15 protein-coding genes and 1 pseudogene are annotated in these 20,278 nt (G+C 59.9%); 9 read left to right on the forward strand and 7 right to left on the reverse strand.

The annotated features are described in order from the left end of the window. Positions 1–20: 20 nt before the first annotated feature. Genes J6524_RS09635 through J6524_RS38255 form a run of 5 tightly spaced genes read left to right on the forward strand, consistent with a single transcriptional unit; the run spans position 21 to position 4,021 of the window. Positions 21–1,037 (forward strand): ABC transporter permease, encoded by a 1,017-nt coding sequence (locus J6524_RS09635; RefSeq protein WP_225670112.1) that lies wholly within the window; start codon positions 21–23, stop codon positions 1,035–1,037. Next, the gene (locus J6524_RS09640) at positions 1,037–1,924 is read left to right on the forward strand and encodes an ABC transporter permease (RefSeq protein ID WP_225670113.1); all 888 of its coding nucleotides are present in this window, start codon (positions 1,037–1,039) and stop codon (positions 1,922–1,924) included. Before J6524_RS09635 ends, J6524_RS09640 begins: the two co-directional genes overlap by 1 nt. Further along, on the forward strand, positions 1,921–2,898 hold the full coding sequence (locus J6524_RS09645) for an ABC transporter ATP-binding protein (RefSeq protein ID WP_225670114.1): 978 nt from the start codon (positions 1,921–1,923) through the stop codon (positions 2,896–2,898). Before J6524_RS09640 ends, J6524_RS09645 begins: the two co-directional genes overlap by 4 nt. Then, positions 2,885–3,874, forward strand: a complete 990-nt coding sequence (locus J6524_RS09650; protein ID WP_312002368.1) for an ABC transporter ATP-binding protein — start codon at positions 2,885–2,887, stop codon at positions 3,872–3,874. The genes J6524_RS09645 and J6524_RS09650 overlap by 14 nt, the downstream gene beginning before the upstream one ends. Positions 3,875–3,910: 36 nt before the next feature. Next, a complete protein-coding gene (locus J6524_RS38255; protein WP_512699561.1) occupies positions 3,911–4,021 on the forward strand; it encodes a RedY/HapK family protein in 111 nt (36 codons plus the stop codon). 297 nt (positions 4,022–4,318) lie between these two features. Here J6524_RS38255 and glmS read toward each other — a convergent pair whose 3' ends face one another. Next, positions 4,319–6,142 carry a glutamine--fructose-6-phosphate transaminase (isomerizing) gene (glmS, locus tag J6524_RS09655; RefSeq protein WP_225670115.1) on the reverse strand — a complete coding sequence of 608 codons (1,824 nt, stop codon included), beginning with the start codon at positions 6,140–6,142 and terminating at the stop codon, positions 4,319–4,321. A 1,515-nt stretch (positions 6,143–7,657) separates the two neighbouring features. On the opposite strand from glmS, the gene J6524_RS09660 reads away from it, so the two are divergent. The 3 genes from J6524_RS09660 (at position 7,658) to J6524_RS09670 (ending at position 10,334) form a co-directional block, all read left to right on the forward strand. Beyond that, complete coding sequence (locus J6524_RS09660) at positions 7,658–7,981, forward strand: RedY/HapK family protein (protein WP_225670116.1); 324 nt, start codon at positions 7,658–7,660, stop codon at positions 7,979–7,981. Positions 7,982–8,056: 75 nt separating this feature from the next. Beyond that, a complete protein-coding gene (locus tag J6524_RS09665; protein ID WP_225670117.1) occupies positions 8,057–8,278 on the forward strand; it encodes a Rossmann-fold NAD(P)-binding domain-containing protein in 222 nt (73 codons plus the stop codon). 439 nt (positions 8,279–8,717) lie between these two features. Then, complete coding sequence (locus J6524_RS09670; protein WP_249789368.1) at positions 8,718–10,334, forward strand: MFS transporter; 1,617 nt, start codon at positions 8,718–8,720, stop codon at positions 10,332–10,334. A gap of 1,033 nt (positions 10,335–11,367) precedes the next feature. On the opposite strand, the gene J6524_RS09675 is transcribed toward J6524_RS09670, so the two are convergent. The 5 genes and pseudogenes from J6524_RS09675 to J6524_RS09695 all read right to left on the reverse strand — a co-directional run bounded on the left by J6524_RS09675 (position 11,368) and on the right by J6524_RS09695 (position 17,694). Next, on the reverse strand, positions 11,368–12,798 hold the full coding sequence (locus J6524_RS09675) for a M16 family metallopeptidase (protein WP_376711995.1): 1,431 nt from the start codon (positions 12,796–12,798) through the stop codon (positions 11,368–11,370). Next, entirely contained in the window at positions 12,795–14,270 is a 1,476-nt protein-coding gene (locus tag J6524_RS09680) for a M16 family metallopeptidase (protein ID WP_225670118.1), read from the reverse strand. The genes J6524_RS09675 and J6524_RS09680 overlap by 4 nt, the downstream gene beginning before the upstream one ends. A 770-nt stretch (positions 14,271–15,040) precedes the next feature. Beyond that, the gene (locus J6524_RS09685; RefSeq protein WP_225670119.1) at positions 15,041–16,342 is read right to left on the reverse strand and encodes an FAD-binding protein; all 1,302 of its coding nucleotides are present in this window, start codon (positions 16,340–16,342) and stop codon (positions 15,041–15,043) included. Between the two features lie 71 nt (positions 16,343–16,413). Then, positions 16,414–16,834 (reverse strand): annotated as a pseudogene (locus tag J6524_RS09690) (electron transfer flavoprotein subunit alpha); the annotation flags it as partial. A 17-nt stretch (positions 16,835–16,851) separates the two neighbouring features. Next, positions 16,852–17,694: an electron transfer flavoprotein subunit beta/FixA family protein gene (locus J6524_RS09695; RefSeq protein WP_225670120.1), complete on the reverse strand. Its 843-nt coding sequence runs from the start codon at positions 17,692–17,694 to the stop codon at positions 16,852–16,854. 370 nt (positions 17,695–18,064) lie between these two features. Between J6524_RS09695 and J6524_RS09700 the strand changes: the two genes are divergently transcribed. Further along, entirely contained in the window at positions 18,065–18,394 is a 330-nt protein-coding gene (locus J6524_RS09700) for a hypothetical protein (protein ID WP_225670121.1), read from the forward strand. 35 nt (positions 18,395–18,429) lie between these two features. Here the strand turns inward: J6524_RS09700 and nifA are convergent, their stop codons facing one another. Continuing rightward, the gene (gene nifA, locus J6524_RS09705; protein WP_225670122.1) at positions 18,430–20,253 is read right to left on the reverse strand and encodes a nif-specific transcriptional activator NifA; all 1,824 of its coding nucleotides are present in this window, start codon (positions 20,251–20,253) and stop codon (positions 18,430–18,432) included. Positions 20,254–20,278 lie beyond the last annotated feature (25 nt).

Below are 20,278 nucleotides of genomic sequence, written 5' to 3' on the forward strand. Positions count from 1 at the left end.
TCAATCGGGAGAGCGTTCCAATGGTTTTTTTCAATTATGTGGCGCGACGGTTTGCGCTGGCTCTGCCGACATTGTTCGGCGTCAGCGTGATCTGCTTCACCCTCACGTATTTGCTTCCCGGCAATCCAGCCATGGTGAAGGCGGGCCCCTTTGCCACGCCAGAACATCTCGCCGAGATGGAACGCCAAATGGGATTGGATCGTCCGTTTCCAGAGCAGTACTACCGGTACGTCTCCGGCATCTTCAAAGGCGATCTTGGCGAGAGCGCGTCGACGGGACGGCCGGTCTCGCAGGACTTTCTGCAGCGCCTGCCCGCCACTCTCGAGCTCAATCTGGCGAGCCTTCTCATCGCGATCGTGATCGGATTGCCTCTTGGCGTCTTATCTGCGGTGCATCGCGACACCTTGGTAGACCATATCGGACGAGTCGTCGGCATCATGGGGGTCGCGATGCCGAGCTTCTTGACCGGGCTGTTGTTCGTTTACGTCTTCTTTTACATGCTCGATTTGGCCCCCTCACCTCTTGGACGGCTGGGATCCGGCATCGAACCTCCCGCACACGTCACAGGGCTCTATGTGATCGACTCCCTGATTACCGGAAACTGGACCACCCTGCGATCAAGCCTGCATCAGCTCATGCTCCCTGCGGGGACCCTAGGGCTCAGCGCGATCGCGCCAGTCGCTCGCATGGTGCGGTCCACCATGCTTGAGATCCTCGAGTCCGATTACATTAAGGCGGCGTGGGCGGCCGGATTGCCGCGGCGCACGGTCATCTACAGGGATGCCCTGCGAAATGCGCTGATACCGGTCATCACGATTTCCGGAATCGTTTTTGGATTCCTGATGGCCGGAAATGCGGTCGTGGAGAGCGTGTTCTCATGGCCAGGTATCGGCAACTACGCGGTGACCGCACTGCTCACGAAGGATTCGGCTCCGATCCAGTCATTCATCCTCTTTGTCGCCGTAACGTGTGTCATGGTCAATCTAGCGGTTGATATTGCGTACGGCCTCATCGATCCCCGGATAAGGTTCAGCTGATGTCTTCATCGTTGTCTGTGTCCTCCTCGATTTCCAAACCAGTGGCTTCGTCTTTGGTATGGCAGCGGCTTCAGCGAAATCCAGTTTCGTTTGCGGCACTCTGCGTGATCGTGCTGATCGCAGCGGCTGCGATACTCGCGCCAATCGTGGCGCCCTACGCGCCCGATGCCACCGATCCCGCAGCTTCCCTGCAGCCGCCCTCCTGGCATCATCCGCTTGGCACTGACGAGTTCGGCCGGGATCAACTCTCGCGAATCATTTTCGCCGCACGCGTTGACCTGCTGGTTGCCTTTGCGGCAACATTGATTGCTGTCACAATCGGAGGGTTGCTTGGAGCGGTCGTGGGCTATAGCCGAGGTTGGGCTGATACTCTCGCGATGCGCGTAGTCGACGCTCTGATGGCCTTTCCAGCGTTCGTATTGGCCATGGGCATCACAGCTGGCCTTGGCAATTCCATCACCAATGTCGCGATTGCTATCTCGATCACCCAAATCCCGGCATACTTGCGGCTCACGCGTGGAGAGATGCTTCGGCTTCGCGAAATGGAGTATGCCGATGCAGCACGCACTCTCGGTAATCCAACCTGGAGGATCGTGTTGATTCACTTGCTGCCCAACTGCCTTCCGCCGCTGATCGTACAGGCCACCCTCTCGACGGGTTTCGCGCTTCTGACAATGGCGTCGCTATCCTTTATCGGGCTCGGAATTCAGCCTCCGCAAAGCGAATGGGGCGTTATGACAGCTGAAGGCGCCTCACAGATCGTCACAGGAGAATGGTGGCTCTTCCTGTTTCCTGGTCTGGCGATCATGGTTTCCGTTCTCGCATTCAACCTTATCGGTGATGGACTGCGTGATTTGCTGGACCCGCGCATGAGGGGGCTGAGATGACCGAAATGCTTGAGATCTCGGATCTGACGGTTCATTTTCAGATCAATCAAGGCGCGATTGAAGCCGTCGATCACATTAACCTGACGATTCGCCGAGGAGAGATTCTTGGACTGGTCGGTGAGTCCGGGTCTGGGAAGTCGGTGACGTCTTTCGCCATCCTGCGCCTGATCCGCCCGCCAGGGCGTGTGGTTTCAGGAAGCGTCCACTTCGACGGCATTGATCTTGGCTCGCTTCCTGAGGAGCAGATGCGCCGAATGCGCGGCGCGAAGATCGCGATGGTCTCGCAAACGCCGCGCACCGCGCTTAATCCGCTCCTGACCGTTGGAAGGCAGATTTCGCGCTTGCTGATGGTCCACGCAGGTTTGTCGACGCGAGAGGCCGAGAAGAGGATGCTGGAGATGCTGCGCCTGGTGCGCATTCCAGCACCAGAGAAGCGGGCCAACCAATACCCGCATCAGCTCTCGGGGGGAATGTGTCAACGCGTCATGATCGCGATGGCGCTTGCAACCTCACCTCAGCTTCTGCTCGCAGACGAGCCCACCACTGGTCTCGACGTGTCGATCGCGGCTAAGATTCTCGATCTGTTGCGTGAATTGAGCGCTAAGACGGGAGCTGCCATCATGCTCGTTACGCACGACCTGGGCGTTGTTGCCGATATCTGCGACCGCGTTGCCGTCATGCATGCGGGCCAGGTCGTTGAATGCGCGCCGGTGCGGGAGCTGTTTCATAATCCGGCTCATCCATACACGAAAGCGCTCGTCCGATCGATCCCGAGGGTAGATCGCGATGTCGTTCTTGAGCCGATACCGGGCTCGGTTCCTTCTTTGGTCAACCCGCCAAGTGGGTGCCGTTATGCAGGGCGTTGTGAGTGGGCGATGGATCGCTGTCGCGTTTCGCGGCCCCCGATGGTCGAGGCCGCTCCCGGCCATGTTGTAGCATGTTATGGATTTGAGGAACGTCGTGGCACTTGTTGAGATTCGTGATCTGCAGATGCACTTTCCGCTGGGCGGGATTAGCGGCACGCTCGCGCGGCTACGTGGTCGAGACGAGCCTGTGTTGCGTGCGGTCGATTCCGTCTCCTTCGACGTAGAGGCCGGCGAAACCCTCGGACTGGTAGGTGAGTCAGGCTGTGGCAAATCGACCGTCGCGCGTTGCCTGGTACGGTTACTGAAACCGACGGCGGGATCTGTCCGCTATGCCGGCAAGGAGATCGCGACGCTTGACGCGCAGACAATGAGGCCATTCCGCCGGGACATCCAAATGGTGTTCCAGGATCCCACCGCCTCCCTCAATCCCAGGCTTTCGGTGAGAAGCATGGTCGAGGAGGCGCTCACGCTTCATACCAAATTTGACGCAAAGGAACGCCGCGCACGGGTCGAAGAGCTCATGCAGGAGGTGGGTCTTGGCCGCGATCTTTTGGACAGGTATCCCCACGAGCTTTCGGGCGGCCAACGCCAGCGTGTGAATATTGCCCGAGCGATCGCGACAAATCCTCGCTTTGTTGTTCTCGACGAACCGACGTCCGCACTCGACGTCTCGTTGCGGTCGCGAGCGATTCTCTTGCTGGAGAAGCTGCGCGAACATCTCGGGCTATCCTACCTCTTCATTTCGCACGATCTGGCCACGGTGAAGTACCTCGCGAGCCGCGTTGCAGTAATGTATCTCGGCAGCATCGTTGAATTATCGGACACACGCGATCTGTTCGCGAAGCCCTTGCACCCCTACACGCGAGCGTTATTGGCGGCCGTTCCGGTGCCCGATCCCGACGCAAGGCGGGACGACTTCACGTTGGCAGGCGAAATTCCAAGCCCCATTGATGTCGCGACCGGATGCAGGCTGCGCGGGCGTTGTCCACTGGCCAAACCTATCTGCGCAGAAAAACCACCGTTGAAGGAGATCGCGCCGGGGCGATTCGTCGCCTGTCACCTCGTCTCAGAGCTCTCCCCTTGACGTCAGGTCCACCATAACAAAGAGTTACGATCCATCATGGCGATTGTCCGATTTGAGTTTGCCGCATTGAAGCCTGGTGTCAGTGCGGCAGACTATGAACGCTTCGAGCGCGAGGTAGACTATGTCACCTCCAAATTATTATCGTGAGCTATCGCACGCACCGCATTACGAAAACCGGAGTTTGCCTATCGGGCGGACCCTGGCACTACGTCGACCGCATTGAGGTGACCGTGCAGCCTATGAAGCTGAACTTGCCGTTGGCGGCAAGGGACTGATCGACGAATTTTACGAGAAGTATCTCGACAAATCCAATCCAGTATCGGTCTGGTCAGAGCGTATCGAACCCGGATCAGGTGAGCATGCAGCCATTTGCGGCGCTGAAATACCATCCCCACTGTATCAAACAAAATAAAACCTGTTCCAGTGACATCTATCTAAGCCCGCCTATTCTACGGTCGCCGATTTAGCGAGATTGTGCGGCTGATTCACGTTGGTGCCCATCACCACCGCGGTGTGATAGGCTAAAAGCTGCATCGGAATGTCATAGACCATCGGAGTAAAGGTTGCCGGCATGTCTGGCAGCACGATGGTCACGAGCGGGTCTACGATCGCCTCCCTCGCGCCCTTTGCATCGGTCATCAGGATGATATTACCGCCTCTTGCTGCAACTTCCTGCATGTTTGAGACGGTCTTTTCGAACACCCCGTCATAGGGCGCGATGACGACCACAGGCATGGTCTCATCGATCAACGCAATCGGGCCGTGCTTGAGCTCGCCGGCGGCATAGCCTTCGGCATGGACACAAGAGATTTCCTTCAGCTTCAGCGCCCCTTCCAGCGCCAGCGGGAACGAGGTGCCGCGGCCGAGATAGACCACGTTGCGACATTTCGCCATGTCGCGCGCGAGCTTTTCGATTTGTGGCTCGGTGGCGAGCGCGGTCGCCATCAGCCTCGGAACCTCGATCAACCTTTGCACGAGCCTGGTCTCGTCGGCGTCGGACAATTCACCGCGCGACTTGCCGGCGGCGACCGCGAGCGCGGCGAGCACCATCAGCTGACAGGTGAACGCTCTGGTCGAGGCGACGACGACTTGGGGCCCGGCCAGCGTCTGCAGCATGGTCTCGCTCTCACGCGCAATGGCCGAGGTAGGCACGTTGACGACCGAGAGCGTATGGAGCCCTTGCGCCTTGGCGTAGCGGAGCGCGGCCAGCGTGTCGGCCGTCTCGCCCGATTGCGAGATGAAGATGGCAAGATCGCCTTTGCGCAACGGCGCCTCGCGGTAGCGGAATTCGGAGGCGACATCGAGCTCGACTGGGACGCGGGCTAGACGCTCGAACCAATATTTGGCGACATAGCCAGCATAACTCGAGCTGCCGCAACCCGTGATCAATATGCGGCCAATGTCGTTGAAGTCGAATGGCAGTCTCTGCGGCAACGCGATCCGCTCGGCGGCCATGTCGACATATCGCCGGAGTGTATGGCCCACCACTTCCGGCTGCTCGTGAATTTCCTTGGCCATGAAGTGAGGATAATTCGCCTTGTTGACCAGGAATGACGAGCCCCCTGATTTCACCACCTCGCGATGGGCAACGGCGCCTTGCGCATTAAAGATCACGCCGGTCTTGCGGGTGAGCACGGCCCAATCGCCGTCCGCGAGATAGGTGATGGTGTCGGTGAACGGTGCAAGCGCAATCGCATCCGAGCCCAGATACATCTGGCCATCCCCCTGACCGATCGCAAGCGGCGAGCCCTTTCGGGCGCCGATCATGAGATCGTCATGGCCCTTGAACAGGATGGCCAGCGCGAACGCGCCACGCAATTTCGGCAGCGACGCTTTCACCGCTTCCGAGGGTGAGTAGCCTTTCGTCAGATAGGATTCGACGAGATGAGCGACCATCTCGGTGGTTTCGGAGGTGAATTGGGCGCCCTGCTGTTCCAATTCGGCACGCAGCTCGCGGAGATTCTCAATAATGCCGTTGTGGACCACGGCTACGTTATCGGTCATATGCGGATGAGCGTTACTCTCGGTCGGCTTGCCGCGGGTGCCCCAGCGGCTGTGGCCGATCCCGATATGGCCCCACAGCGGCTCGGCGCGCAGCCGGTTCTCAAGGTTTTTCAGCTTGCCCTCGGAGCGCCGCCGATCGAAGTGATCGCCTTCCAGCGTCGCAACGCCCGAAGAGTCATAGCCGCGATAATCCAGTCGCTTCAGCGAAGCGACGAGTTGGTCCGCGACCGGCGCGCGTCCCACAATGCCGACAATCCCGCACACGTAGAATCAACCTCCGCCAGCCGCTGCATTTGAACGATATCGTCGTCCCGCTTGAAAATGTGGGTGGCAAGCTAACGTGGCGCTGTCCGTCAGATTATCATGCCTTGCCACTTATTTGTTGAGCCACAGGCAGGCAATTAGCATGCCAGCACCAGCGAATTGATGATGTTATGCTTTTCGAGACGCGGCCGTTGACCTTACGACGTGTGTTGGGTCTCCGATACGGCGTTTGAGGGATTGCGGCGATTGATCGGCTGCCTTGCGGATCGCGCTGATCAAGTGTGACGCCCGCAACAATTGCATCGCGCTTCGCGCCGGCCGATCCGCCCGCAGCTTGGCTTCGATCGAGCACGATTTTTGAAGACTGCAATTGAGAACACCGGCGCTCTGGCCGGCTGAAGGAGGAACGCCTCTCACCGTGATAAAGGGCGGAACGAGGGAGGCGGGCCGGCTCAGGCTTCGCGAGGTTATCCCGCTAAAGTTCAGACGCAGATGGCCGAAGAGAAACGCGCAGCACCGTTCGTCCAGTACGTGTTGATCATTGCCCGGAAAGCGAAACCGCGGTGAGCCTCTCGCCGGACATCTCCATCGTTCGCTTGTCTCGCCGCCCCGTTAAGCTCAATTGCCTGCTCGACGCTAGCAAGGTGTCGGCTCCGTATGACGATATCTCGTAGAGGGACTCTAGACCGATGGAGATGGTCAGGAACCGCTGCGAGAAATGGCCGGTGAGCTGAGGGACCGCTCTCCCCGACGCGGCGCTTCGGGGTTCTCCGATAAGTCCCTGCTTGTACTGCATCAAATAGCCTCCATCGTGCCTGCGTGTTGTCGTGTTCAGCCGTGTCCTGAAGACCGCTATGTGCGGAACCCGACAGGAAGACGCAAGTATTCCACCGGCGCCTCGCCAAGCACATGGTTTTGCCCCTCTGCAGCCCAAGCTCGCACAATGTTTTTTTTGGCACGCTGATTGCTGGGAGATTGATGGGGATACACTACGACCACGGCCGTCTCGCAGAGACGGTCTCGGAGTTCAGATGAAATTCGCTCGATCAATCCAAATCAATGCCATAGACGCTGCACTTTGGAATGCGGTCCCGCCGATTGAAGCTTGCAGCATGCTTCATGGGTGCCGCTATCGTTCGCCCAGCAGGGGCTTTGGCACGATGTCGCGCGGTGAAGTACCTCGCGAGCGGCTTTGCAGTGACGTATCTCGGCAGCGTCGTGGAGATGTCTGACACACGCGATTTGTTCCCGACGCGCTTGCACCATTACGCGAGCCTGACCGGTCGCCGTTCCGTGCCCGATAGCGACGCAAAGCGAGACGACTTCACGTTAGCCGGCGAAATCCCAAGCTCTGTCGATTTCGCGCCCGGATGCAGGCTGCGCGGGCGTTCTTCCCATCTGAGCAGAAAGACCGCTCTTGAAGGAGCTCGCGGCCGGGCTATTCGTCGCCTGTCATCTTGGCTCAGAGCTGGTCGCTTGATTTCTGGTCCGTCACAACAAGGAGAAGGATGAATTATGGCTGTTGTCCGATTTGTATTTGCCGCATTAAAGCCGGGTGTCAGCGCGGCAGACTATGAACGCTTCGAACGTGAGGTGGACTATGTCACCGCTGCCAAAATGAAAACTATCGTCAACTATTGTACGCACCGCATCACCGAAACCGGAGCTGGCCTATCGGGCGGCCCGTGGGATTATGTCGAGCGCATTGAGGTGACGGATCGCGCGGCCTATCAAGCTGAATTGGCTGTGGTCGGCAAGGAAATGCTCAACGAACTCTACGAGAAGTATCTCGATAGATCCAAGACAGTGTCGGTCTGGACGGAACGCATCAAACCATGAGTTTGGCCGGCTGGGCTTCATCGGAAAGCTCGCCCTCGTCAGCGGTTCTTCCTTACGTCCGGGAGGAGCTCGCGCGTGAATTCGCGCGGCTCGGAGCCGCATGTGGCCATCGACTGTCGGTCCAATTCGAAGCTGCGCGGCAAGTCGTCAGGGCCATTCGGCGGGGACATGCGGCGGCCGCCTTTTGCTGCCGCCGAAGTCCAGCAGGTTGCCACCGATGCGGCCGAGCAGCTCGGGAGGGTTGCGATCCTTGTCAACAATGCGCGACCATTTACCGAGACTTCATTCCTTGAATAGAGGAGCGCAGTGAGATGCGGAATTGGCTATAACCTCAAGGCACGATCCTGCTCGTGTAGCGCTTGCGCAGGCAATGATACCGCACGGCTTGGGCGGGGTGCTCAGTATCGGCGCCAGGGATCGATCCTATCGCATTCGCATCTACGATCCAACACCATACGTTTCTGGTTGGAACGTAGTGAACCATGAATTTGCCCGGTCTGCACGCGCGTCGATGTCGTCAGCGCGTCGCCGGAGGCGAGCGCGGAGATCGCGGTGATATGCGAGCGCTCGAGGCCGCCGATCGGGATCACGAGCTTGTCTTTGGATTTACAAGAATCTCGGCGCGACCTATCTGCACGACGTCCTTTCGCAGGCTCGCGTCGCATCCCGCGGTATGGATGCGGATGTTGCAATTCGACTCACGGTCGTTCTCGTTCCTACCCGTGCAGCCCTGAAGATGGCGCTGCCGGCGGATGGATGTTGTCGCGAAAGATCGGTCAAGGTCCGATTGCTCCGCGATTGGCTCCTCGCTGAACATGCAAAAAAGACCCTGAAAACCTGTGCAACAGTCCGCCAGTCGCCGAAAATATGCCGAAAAGATGAGGCGCTTTCCGGCTGGTCGGTAGTGTCCATGATGGCAGATTCCCGGCCTGAATTGCAGTTGGGCTGGCGTGAGGTTTTCCGCAACCGGCCATTTCAGACGGGGAGGAAACTCACGGTGTCACAAACATTCATCCCGCACGCACCAACGGTCAAATCGCGCATCGGCGCGATTTTGCGTGCGACGAGCGGCAATTTCCTCGAGCAGTTCGATTTTTTTCTGTTCGGCTTTTACGCCAGCGCCATTGGGAAGGCGTTCTTCCCGTCTGAGAGCGAAACCGCTTCGCTGCTCAACACGTTCGGCGTGTTCTGGCTGGGCGCCTTGATGCGTCCGGTCGGCGCGATCGTGCTCGGAGCCTATATTGACAAAATAGGCCGTCGGCAAGGCCTGATCGTCACGCTCTCAATCATGGCAATCGGCACCGTAATCATCGCCTTCTGTCCCAGTTACGAGACAATTGGCATTGCCGCACCCGTTATCGTGCTGCTCGGCCGGCTGCTGCAGGGCTTTTCCGCCGGCGTCGAAGTCGGCGGCGTTTCGGTCTACCTGTCGGAGATCGCAACCCCAGGCAAGCGCGGTTTTTACACTTCGTTCCAGTCCTCCAGCCAGCAGGTCGCGATCTTTGTCGCGGCGATTGTGGGCTATGTGCTGAACGAATCGATGACGGTCGAAACAGTAGCCGCCTGGGGCTGGCGCATCCCGTTCTTTCTCGGCTGCCTAATCATTCCGCTTATCTTTTTCCTCCGCCGCACCCTGGAGGAAACGCCGGAATTTCTAGCGATGAAGAAGCATCCCATGGCTCGCGAGGTCTTTGCCTCGGCACTCGCCAACTGGCGCATCGTCATCCTCGGCATGATGATGGCGATCCTGACCACAACGACCTTTTATTTCGTCACCGTTTACACGCCCACATTCGGCAAGAACGTGTTGAAGCTGTCCTCCCAGGACGCGCTTTTGGTGACGCTTTTGGTCGCCGTGACGAACTTTATATGGAACCCAATTGGCGGCGCCGTCTCTGACCGAATCGGCCGCAAGCCGGTTCTGCTAGCAATTGCCGGCCTTGCGTTAGTGACCGCCTATCCGGCATTGCACTGGCTGGTAAGCTCCCCTACTTTCGGCAAGATGCTCGTGGTCGCTATGATGTTCTCGTTCTACTTCGGCATCTATAGCGGCACTATGCTGGGCGCTCTTGTCGAGATCGTGCCGAAGCATGTGCGCACAACCTGCTTCTCCCTGGCCTTCGCACTCGCGGCCGCCTTGTTCGGCACCTTTACGCCACTGGCCTCGACTTGGCTGATCGACCGGACCGATGATAAGGCTTCACCCGGCTTTTGGCTGATGTTTGCAGCCGTGCTCGGCATCATCGCGGCACTCACCGTCTATCCCGGGACCGCCAAGCCGTCGAGAGTTGCGAAGCCGTCACGGCCTGAGCGGCCCAACAGCGTTTTAGGCGTGCAAGCCACACCGCACTAGCCGGCGGTCCGAACCGCTGACCGGGCGAAGCGTCGAGCTTCTGTGACATCGCGTGCTCCTTGTCTTCGGTGCCCCTGCCAGCATTCGTTGCTGGCAGGGCGGGAGTACGGCCGGACTCTTCATTAACGAAAGGTGCGGCTCGACGACGAGATTAAAATAGCTGTATTCGATCTAGTTCTTAGACATGATCAGTTGTGATTTCCGGCACCACCAGAATGTCACAGCGTAGTCATCGCCAGTGTGATGGGCGCTCCCGCTATGGTCGCTTGATCCAGAACCGAAATGAGAAAAACTTCATGCTCTATGACATCGAAGTGTACCCTAACTGCGCCGTGTTCAGGTGAGAGGGCTTAAGATCATGGAGCTTCTTTTTCAACTCGGCCAACTCTCTCAACCTCGCCTGCTTATTGAAGAGCCACGTGGCCATGCCGACAATGCAGAGCACAGTGGTTGCGATGGCAGCTGAACTGGCAAACATATTCGTAGCGGTTCGCTCCTCTTCGCTTCCCGTTCGGGCGAACGATGACAAAATGCCCGATCATACCACTCCAGCAGTTCAGCAGAGCGGCCAAACAGCTCCCGAGTAAGCACATTGACCAATTTCTGCGAAAAGTTGGGCTAAACATCTTTTTAGCTTCAGTAGCCGCAACGGCGCGAGGGGGGGAGCGGGATTGGAGTGCGCGGCCAGATGGATCGAACCAACGAAGATCCTTGTTAGGCGCCATGGCAGCTGCCCAATCGTCACCGAAACTTGAATAGCTCGCCATAGCGGCCGTGTCGCTAGCTCCATTCGATGTCGCGGGCGCGGTTCGCCGGTGACCCGGGAGGGCCGCATTCGATGCGACCGTCAGCGGCAGTCTCGGCCTTGGTGTTCGACCCGTAGCGGCGTGGCAACAGCATTCAGCAGGAGCGACTGCAGTGACGGACTTTCGTGAGGCCGCCCCTTGATGTAGGCAGGTCGGGCGTCCGCAAATAACGGCTGTAGGACAGCTTGTCCTTAGCGCGTACCGAAAGTCACTTCCCGAACACAAAGCTAATTGGGTGTTGCCGGCGTTGCGGCGGATGGCGTGGCGCCTGGCTGCCCTGCCGCTGGCGGCGGCGTCGCGCCCAATGGCGCGGTGGTCGACCGGGCTGCGGCCAGTGGGGAGCGGCCGACGATGACAGTGAGCAGACCCTGGCCCCACAGCCGCTGCGCCGCCTTCTTGGCATCCTCCAGCGTCACCGCATCGACGAGCGCGCTGTGCTTCTCGATATAGTCGATCGGCAGCTTGTCGAGCTGATACTGCAGCAGCGCCCGCGCAAGCTTTGACGAGGTATCGAGCGCCAGCATCTGCGAGCCCTTCAGGTACGACTTGGCATCATCGAGTTCCTGCTGGGTCGGGCCTTCCTCAACCATGCGACGGACCTGCTTTTCGATCTCTTCCACCGTCTCGCCGGCCCGATCGGCGCGGGTGGCGGTATTGCCGACGAACAGGGCGGAATGATCCATCCACAAAAGCGTCTCATGGACGGAATAGGCGAGCCCGCGCTTCTCGCGGACTTCGCGGAACAGCCGCGATGACAGACCGCCGCCGCCGAGGATGTGGTTGACGACATAGGCCGCCATGAAATCCGGCTCGCTGCGGCGGACGCCGGGGCCGCCGAATGTCACGACCGTCTGCGGCACGTCCAGCGGAACGACAACGAGCTGCGGTGGCTTTGCCGCGACCACATCGGCTACCTGTGTCAACTCCGCCTTGGCCGGCAGGCTGCCAAAGGTCTTGTCGAGCAATTTGCCGAGGGCCTCCGGATCGACATCGCCGACGACGGCGATCTTGAGCGTGTCCTTCGCGATCACTCGGCGGACATAGTCCTTGAGATCGGCTATGTCGATTTTCGGCACGCTGTCCAGCGTACCATGAGATTGCCGCCCGTAAGGATGGCCGTCGAAGGCCACCTCGAGGAACTTGCGATTGGCGAGCGAGCTCGGGTCGGTGGACTGGCGCTGCAAGCTCGAGAGCACGTGCGCGCGGATCCGCTCGACGTCCGGCCCGTCGAAATGCGGCGAGGTCAGCGCCATCCGCAGCAGGTCGAAGGCATCGTCCTTGTTGTCCTTGAGCATGCGCAAGGAGCCGCCGAACTGGTCGCGGGTCGAATGAAAGCTCAGCTCAATGGCGCGACGGTCAAGCCGCTCGTGAAAGGTCTTGGAATCGAGGTCGCCAGAGCCCTCGTCGAGCAGGCCGGCGACCAGGTGACCGACGCCGGGCTTGTCGGCGGGGTCCTGGGTGGCGCCGCCGCCGAAGGCATATTCCATCGCGATCAGCGGGACGGTGGCGTCCTGCACGAACCAGGCTTCGATGCCGCCGGGCGAGACTAGGCGCTGGATCTTGATTGCGGCCTGCGACGGCCGCGAAGCGAGCATCGTCGTCAGCGCGAGCGCACTGCCGCCGATCAGAACCGAACGCCGTGTCAGAAAATAGGTCACGAGCGCTTCTCCTCGCTTTTGGGCGCAACATCCTTGATCAAGTAACCGGTCACCGAACGTTTCTTGTCGAGCCATTTCTGCGCGGCCTCGCGCACCTGCTCGGCGGTGACGGCGCGGATGCGATCCGGCCAGCTCCGGATGTCGTCGACGCTGAGCCCCGTGGTGAGCGCGCCGCCATACCGGACCGCAAGCATTACCTGATTGTCCTGGGAGTAGATCGCGCTTGCGATCAGCTGGGTCTTGACGCGTTCAAGGTCCTCGGCGCGCGCGGGGTTTTGCGCGAGATCGGCGATCACCTTGCCGATGGCGTCCTCGAGCTGGGAGAACTCGACGCCGGGCTTCGGCGTGGCCCAAATCATGAATTGCGAGGAATCGAGCGAGGTGCTCTGGTAGCTCGCGCCGGTGCTGATGGCTAGCTGCTTGTCGATCGCCAGCGAACGATAGAGATGGGAGTTGGCACCGCCGCCCATCAATTGCGCGAGCACGTCCAGCGCAGGACTCTTGCCGGCGGCCGCAGTTGAAGCCGACGGCACGAGATAGTAGCGGTGCAGAGTCGGCTGCTCGACGCGCGGATCGGACAATGTCACCGTGCGCGGGGCCGCCGCCGTCGGCTCCTGTGGCCGCAGGCGTTTTGCAGGGATCGAAGGCTGTGCGGGAATGTCGCCAAAATTCTTCTCCACCATCGGGCGGATTTCATTGGGATCGACGTCGCCGGCGATGATCAGGATCGCATTATTCGGAGCGTAGAAGCGCTTATAGAAGGCGAGCGCGTCCTCGCGGTCGAGCTTCTCGAGCTCCTGGCGCCAGCCGATAATGGGGCGGCCGTAGGGGTGGTTCAGGTAAAGCGCCGCCATCATCTGCTCGGTGAGCCGCGCATCGGGATTGTTGGCGACGCGCATGTTGAATTCTTCGAGCACAACATCGCGCTCGGACAGCACGTTCTCATCTTGGAGAACGAGACCGGTCATCCGGTCGGCCTCGAATTCCATCATCTTCGTCAGCTGCTCGCGAGGCACGCGTTGGTAATAGCTGGTGTAGTCCATCGAGGTGAAGGCGTTCTCGTCGCCGCCAACGCGCAGCAAAGTCTGGGAGAAGGCACCCGCCGGATGATTGGCCGTGCCCTTGAACATTAGGTGTTCGAGGAAATGCGCAAGCCCCGACTTGCCCGGCGTTTCGTCGGCGGAACCGACCTTATACCAGATCATCTGCGTCACGACGGGCGTGCGGTGATCGGGGATTACTACCACCTGCAGGCCGTTCGCAAGCGTGAAGCTTGCAGGTCGCTCCGAAGCGACTGCGATCTGGGCAAGAACGCTCCTGCTTTCAGGAACGTCTCGGAGGCTGGGATTGCTGCTATTATCCTTTTTGTATTCGACTTTGTGTTCGACCGCCAGCGCGGTGGGCGTCATCAAGGCCATTGCAATAGTTGCCGTGCCTAGCACCTTGGTTGTCACCGAACTCCAATTCTTCATGGCATCGCCTTTGGTCGCATAGAGATCCACATTCTGCAGCGCACGACTGACAAAGCAGAGAGCCGCACGCCGTTGGCAAACAAGGGAGCAAACGCCGGGCCAATCGCCTGATGCTTCCGCGCACGGGCAGCTGGATGCAAAACGAAGCGCCGCGCGTTCTTTCTCTCCGAAAGCCAAAGCCCGCACTTGTTTAGTATCCGCCAACATGTTGCGAACACGACGTTGCACACAAACCCGCGACAACTCGCCGCCTCGCGCTGGCCTAAATCCTGCGACGCGACATACCGCATAGAGCCTTGATCTCGCGCCAAGGCACTGCTCCGCCGTTTCGCGGCCGCGCCAGCGTCCGCGAGGAAACATCCAAAGCTTGTCGCGGCGCCGCCGTACCAGGAGTACCCGGCCGCGCTTCGACGCCTGCCACCCGCACGTCCAACCGATCATCGTTTCTGTCGATCAATATGCGGAGAAAGCGTTTGCAACCGAGACTATTTCCGAAATAAGGCCTCCCGGTTTCAGGGGCCGGAGTGACCAAATCCCGAGGACGGCGTCGTCTGGGTCTATGGCGCCGGCGAACACGGCGCCATGGACTTCACCGACTTCGGAATCGAAAACCTGATCGAGTTCGTCCGGATGCACAAAGAAGATCCGCTTGGCTGGCGCTGGTCGCTCGACTAATCCAATCAGCCTGCGGCCTACGCCGGATAGCGTACCACCGAACGCTCGAAGTTCATGTTTCTGGCGTCCATGTTTTCGCTTAAGCTAGTGCTAATTCAGCGCCAGGCGCGCGGCAAGCGGAACCCATCGCCGAAGAGTCCGGTCCATGACCACACATCGCCAACGGGTTTTGAGTCCGGCTTCTCCTCCCCCGCCTTTGGCCTGCCACCGACGCGCGCGAAGTTCAGGATCGCCTTCGAGACGAGCTGGGGATGGGTGAGGAGAAAGTTGTCCGGCTGCGTGTGCATCAGCGCCGGCATATCCTTGTACTTTTTCAGATCCTCATACGACTCATGCAGCATCTTCTTGTACAGTGAAAAACTATTCGAGGTGCTGCGACCGCCGCGCGACTTCACACGGAAGATCGCTTCCGCGGCAATTCGTCCAGAGATCATCGCAACGTTCAGATGCCCACGATGGCTAGTATTATTGAGTTCGGCGGCATCCCCAACCACCACCCAGCCCTTGCCGTAGAGCTGGGGTATGGTGTTGTAGCCGCGTTTCGGGATGAGGTGCGCGGAATATTCCTTGAGCTCTGAGCCGTTGATTAGCGACACCACTGACGGATGACGCTTGAAGCGATTGAGTAGCCCGTAAGGCGTTTCGCCCGTTCGCTGGAGATCGGAGAGAAGGCAGCCGATGCCGACTGAGATGCACTCCCTATTCGCATAGATGAAACCCATGCCTGTCATGCCGCGCGAGATGGAGCCGGCGGCCTCGATCACGACCCCTTCGTCGCGATTTAGATTGAAACGGGCTTCGATGGTCTCGCGCGGCAAAAGGTGCATTTCCTTGACCTGCAGCGCAACTTGGTCGGGCGTTGGCCGCTCGCGCCAGCCCGCACGCGTCCCCAGCAAGCCATTGAAGCCCTCGGCGAGCACCACTACATCGGCGTGGATTATGCCATCCTGGCGGTCGGTACGCACCCCAATGACGCGGCCGCGGCGGTTCTGCGCCAGCTCCGTAACGGTAGTTTGGTACAAGACGGTGGCGCCGGCCTCCCTCACCTTCCCCGAGAACCATTTATCGAATAGCGCGCGGATAACGATATACCGGTTCGGTCGCTCGTCGTTGGAGTGATTGAAGCGGTACCGCAGCCCGATATGGGAGCGGCTATCCATTAACCAAAAGCGCTGCTCGACAAGGCGGCGCTCGAGCGGCGCGTCCTCGCGAAAATCTGGGGTCAGCTGTTCGAGGATGTCCGCATCGAGCATGGCAGCCTGCACGTTCTTTGATCCGGAATATTCGCCGCGCTCGAGCTGCAGTACCTTCATGCCACGCTTGGCCATGGTCAGAGCCGCCGCGTTGCCGGCCATTCCGGCGCCAACCACGATGGCATCGAACCTCTCTTCGATCATGAGCCTCTCCTTTGCTTGGTGGCGAATGTCCTCAAAACGTGCGCTCGCCTGCGACGTGCTCGCGTGAATGCGGTGACGCCCGAGGCGGCGAGATCACGGCCCAAGATCGTGGCTCGCAACAGCAGGATCTCCGGCTTGCGGATGTTGACAAGATCGGTCAACGCCATGCTGTAGGACTGGCTGCGGTAATCTGCGAGCAAGTTGTCGGCGACGAGATGGACAAGGTCTCGGCGTAGGAGAAGAATTCGACCGCGGCGCTGCGTGTCGCCTCGCCCTCCGGACCGATCACGACCGCCGCGAGATCAAGCTTCCGCTTCTCGGCGAGCTTGCGGCCCGCGCCCGTCAGCTTCCAGGAAATTGGATGCACCTGCCCGGGCTCCTGTTCGATGAAGACCAAGACATGCTTGTCAGCGCTGAAATGCCCCCCGGCTGCGCCTTCTTGACGGCGCGCCGTTCCGCGGGCAACACGGGAGCTCTCATCACATCGCTCATCGCCAAGACCCTTCAGATCAGGCATCGCGGGCTAGCGCCGCAAGGTCGGTTTCAAGCTTGGGCTGGTGCTTGAAGATGGCATCGATCAATGCTTGCGCCGGCTGCTCGCCGGTCTCTACCAGCACCGCCTTCTCAGCGCGCGCGGACGGCGCGAAGACACGCTTGACGACGGTCGGCGAGCCCTTGAGACCGCATTTGGAGATGTCCTCGACACCGGCCTCCTGCGCGCTCCACTTCACGATCGGCGCCCGGGCGGCACGCAATGCGTCGGCCATGGCGCCGCGGCGTATCTGGTTGGTTGCCTCCAGCATGGTAATCAGACACGGCAGCCTGGTGCGGAGCACCTGGACGCCACCTTCGGAGCGCCGTTCCGTTTCAATTGTGCGTGCGGTGAGATCCAGGGCTCTGATCTTTGCGACGTAGGTAAGCTGCAGCACACCGAGCCGCTTCGCGACGCCGGGCCCAACCTGCGCGGTATCGCCGTCGATGGTCTGCTTACCGGTGAATATGAGATCCGGCGGGCCATATTCCTTGCCGATTTTGCGGATGGCGGTCGCCAGCGCGTAACTCGTTGCCAGCGTATCGGCGCCCGCAAAGCAGCGGTCGGTGAGCAGTACGGCGCGATCGGCGCCAAAGGTCAGCGCTTTGCGTAATGAGTCCTCGGCTGATGGCGGCCCCATTGTAAGGACGGTGATCTCGCCGCCGAACTTATCGCGCAGCTCCAACGCGGCCTCGAGCGCGAAGAGGTCGTATGGATTAATGATGGTCGGCACGCCCTGACGCATGATCGTGTTGGTCACGGGGTGCACGCGGATCTGCGCGGAGTCGGGAACCTGCTTGATGCAGACGACGTTGTGCATGTGCTTCTCCAGACGTTGCAACGGCTGGCGAAGAGAACAGCAAGTGTCGTACCATTGCGCGACTTTCAAAATCAGGCCGCGATGCAATGGCTTTTGGGATGCTTGATGTCACTGTAGCCTGACGTTCGCCGACGGAATTGCGACATTCGTCGTGACTACGACAGCCAGGTTGGCGCGGCGTGATCTGCCGTTAATTGGATCAAAGGAGAGCGGCCCAAAGACGAGATGCGCTTTGCTTGGGTTGATCCATACGCGATCCCGAGTCTCCGCAGCGGCCGCTGCGCTCACGGGAGCCCTGAGCCGACTTGCACGGGACTATGCTTCGCATCAGCACCGCAATAAGCTTGCGGCGCCTGCGACCGCGAGGCACATGGCGGTCGCTTTCGAGCGCAGGCGCCGCATCGCGCAGCGGTCGCCGAGCGAATTGAACGTGATCGAACACCACCCGATGGTCTCGCTGACGCTATCCGGCCGTGAGCTGATGGTCGATGGCAACATCGCCAACGGATTCGCGATGACAGCGTGGCGTTCGCACGAGCGTAGCGGGCATGGGATCGCCGGTGGTCGGGCGGCTGCTCTCGATCATGACGGAGACGGCGCTGACGCGGTGGTCGCATCCGATCTTGATCGGGTCGAAGTCCGCGCCAAACTATCAAGCCTCTATTTTGTTCCTCCAGCTATTCGCCTTAAGCGGCGATAGTCACGGCCCCGACACAACAAAGTCCGACACTGCCGTCAGAAGCGCTTGATCTCGACGCCATATTTTCTCAGGGCGTAGCCAATTTGGCGGGGCGTAAGTCCAAGCAGGCGCGCCGCCTTCGCCTGCACCCAGCCGGATCTTTCCATTGCCGCGATGACACGCTCGCGATCTGTCATCTTCGTACCACCTACGAGGGCTGCGCCGACTGGCGCCAACGGAGCGAGCTCGCTGCCGAAAGGCGGGAGCGATGTAGCAGCCTCGGCCGGCGACGTGGCCGGCTTAGCGTGCACTGGTACGACCGGCCGCGGCTGCAGCGCCATCTCCTCCGATCCGCTCTTCCACAGCATCGCGGAAAGGCACTGGCCGTGGCAGCAGGCAAAGTCGTCTCTCACGATCGATGGTCCCGGTGCCAGAGTCGCGGTCCGCTGCACGCAATTCTCAAGCTCGCGGACGTTTCCGGGAAAACCGCAGTTCATCAGTACTTCAACCGCGCTTGCATCGAAGGTAAGCGTGCGGCCGTTCTCTCTGTTGAAATTCCTGAGAAACTCGGTCGCGAGGAGCGGAATATCACCGCGCCTTTCGCGCAACGGCGGCAGCAGCAAAGGGACCACGCTGATGCGATAATAAAGGTCGGCGCGGAACTCGTTCCTTGCCACCGCCTCTTCCAGGTTCTTATTCGTGGCGGCGATCACGCGAACATCGACCTTAATGGTCTGGTTGCCACCGACGCGCTCGAATTCCTGCTCCTGCAGTACGCGCAACAGCTTTGCCTGGAATGAGGCCGAGATCTCGCCGATCTCGTCCAAAAATAGTGTTCCCTTGTCGGCAAGCTCAAAGCGGCCCTTGCGCGCAGTGAACGCGCTGGTAAAGGCACCCTTCTCATGACCGAACAATTCGGATTCCAGTACCGTCTCAGGCAGCGCCGCGCAATTGAGTTTTATGAAGGGCCGCTTGGCGCGCGCCGACCGCTCGTGAATGGCCTTAGCGACCAGCTCCTTTCCGGTACCGGACTCGCCGCGCAACAGCACCGTACTGTTTGATTTGGCTACGACCGCGATCTTCTCGAGCAGCCTGCGCAGCGCCGGGCTGTCGCCAATAATCCCCTCGACATGAACCTTCTTGCGCTCCCGCGCAGGCTGTTTGAGCTCGGTCAATTCCTTTTGCAGCCGGTCCTTCTCCGCCATCAGCCGCTCGCGGTCACACGCGAACAGGCGATGCAGCTTCACTGTCTGCCCCGCTAGGTTGGCGATCATTGTTAGCAGCCGGACGTCGTAATCGAGCCGGGCGCTCGACGCGTTGTCCAGGATGCGGTCGATCGTCAGCGTGCCCACGACATTCGCGTCGATGCGAATGGGAACGCCGATGAACGATACTCGCGTGTCGTCGGAGGCGCCGAGCACCTCTCTGTCCGCAGCACTAAAGGCCGGATGCACTGCTACGTTTTCGGCGACGAGCGGCTTGTCCGAGGCCATGATCTCGTCGATTACCTTCTGCGGCAGGCGCATCCGGAAGCGCTCGTCGCTGCCTTCGCTCCAGCCGGCGCCCACGGTAATGTCCGGCACGCCATCATCGTGGAACAGAGAGACGATGCCGTGCCGCATCTGCACAAACGATTGCAGAAGATCGACGACGTTGGCCAGCGTGACTTCCAGCCGGCAGGGGGCGGTGAGTACTTTCGATATTTCGAAGATCCCGATAATCGCGCTCTCGTACAACGGCACATCAGGGAGCGCGTCGTCCGTCTCGGAGTTTGAGTTAGGCCTTTCGCGTACGGAAGGGATATGCAGCATGACGACGTCTCCGTTGTTATGACCATCCTCCCTGTCGTCCTGTTCGGATTTGCGAATATTGTGTTGCATGTCATCCTCGATCTCGCCCCCATTT

It is taken from the genome of Bradyrhizobium hereditatis (assembly GCF_020329435.1).
Classification (GTDB): domain Bacteria; phylum Pseudomonadota; class Alphaproteobacteria; order Rhizobiales; family Xanthobacteraceae; genus Bradyrhizobium; species Bradyrhizobium hereditatis.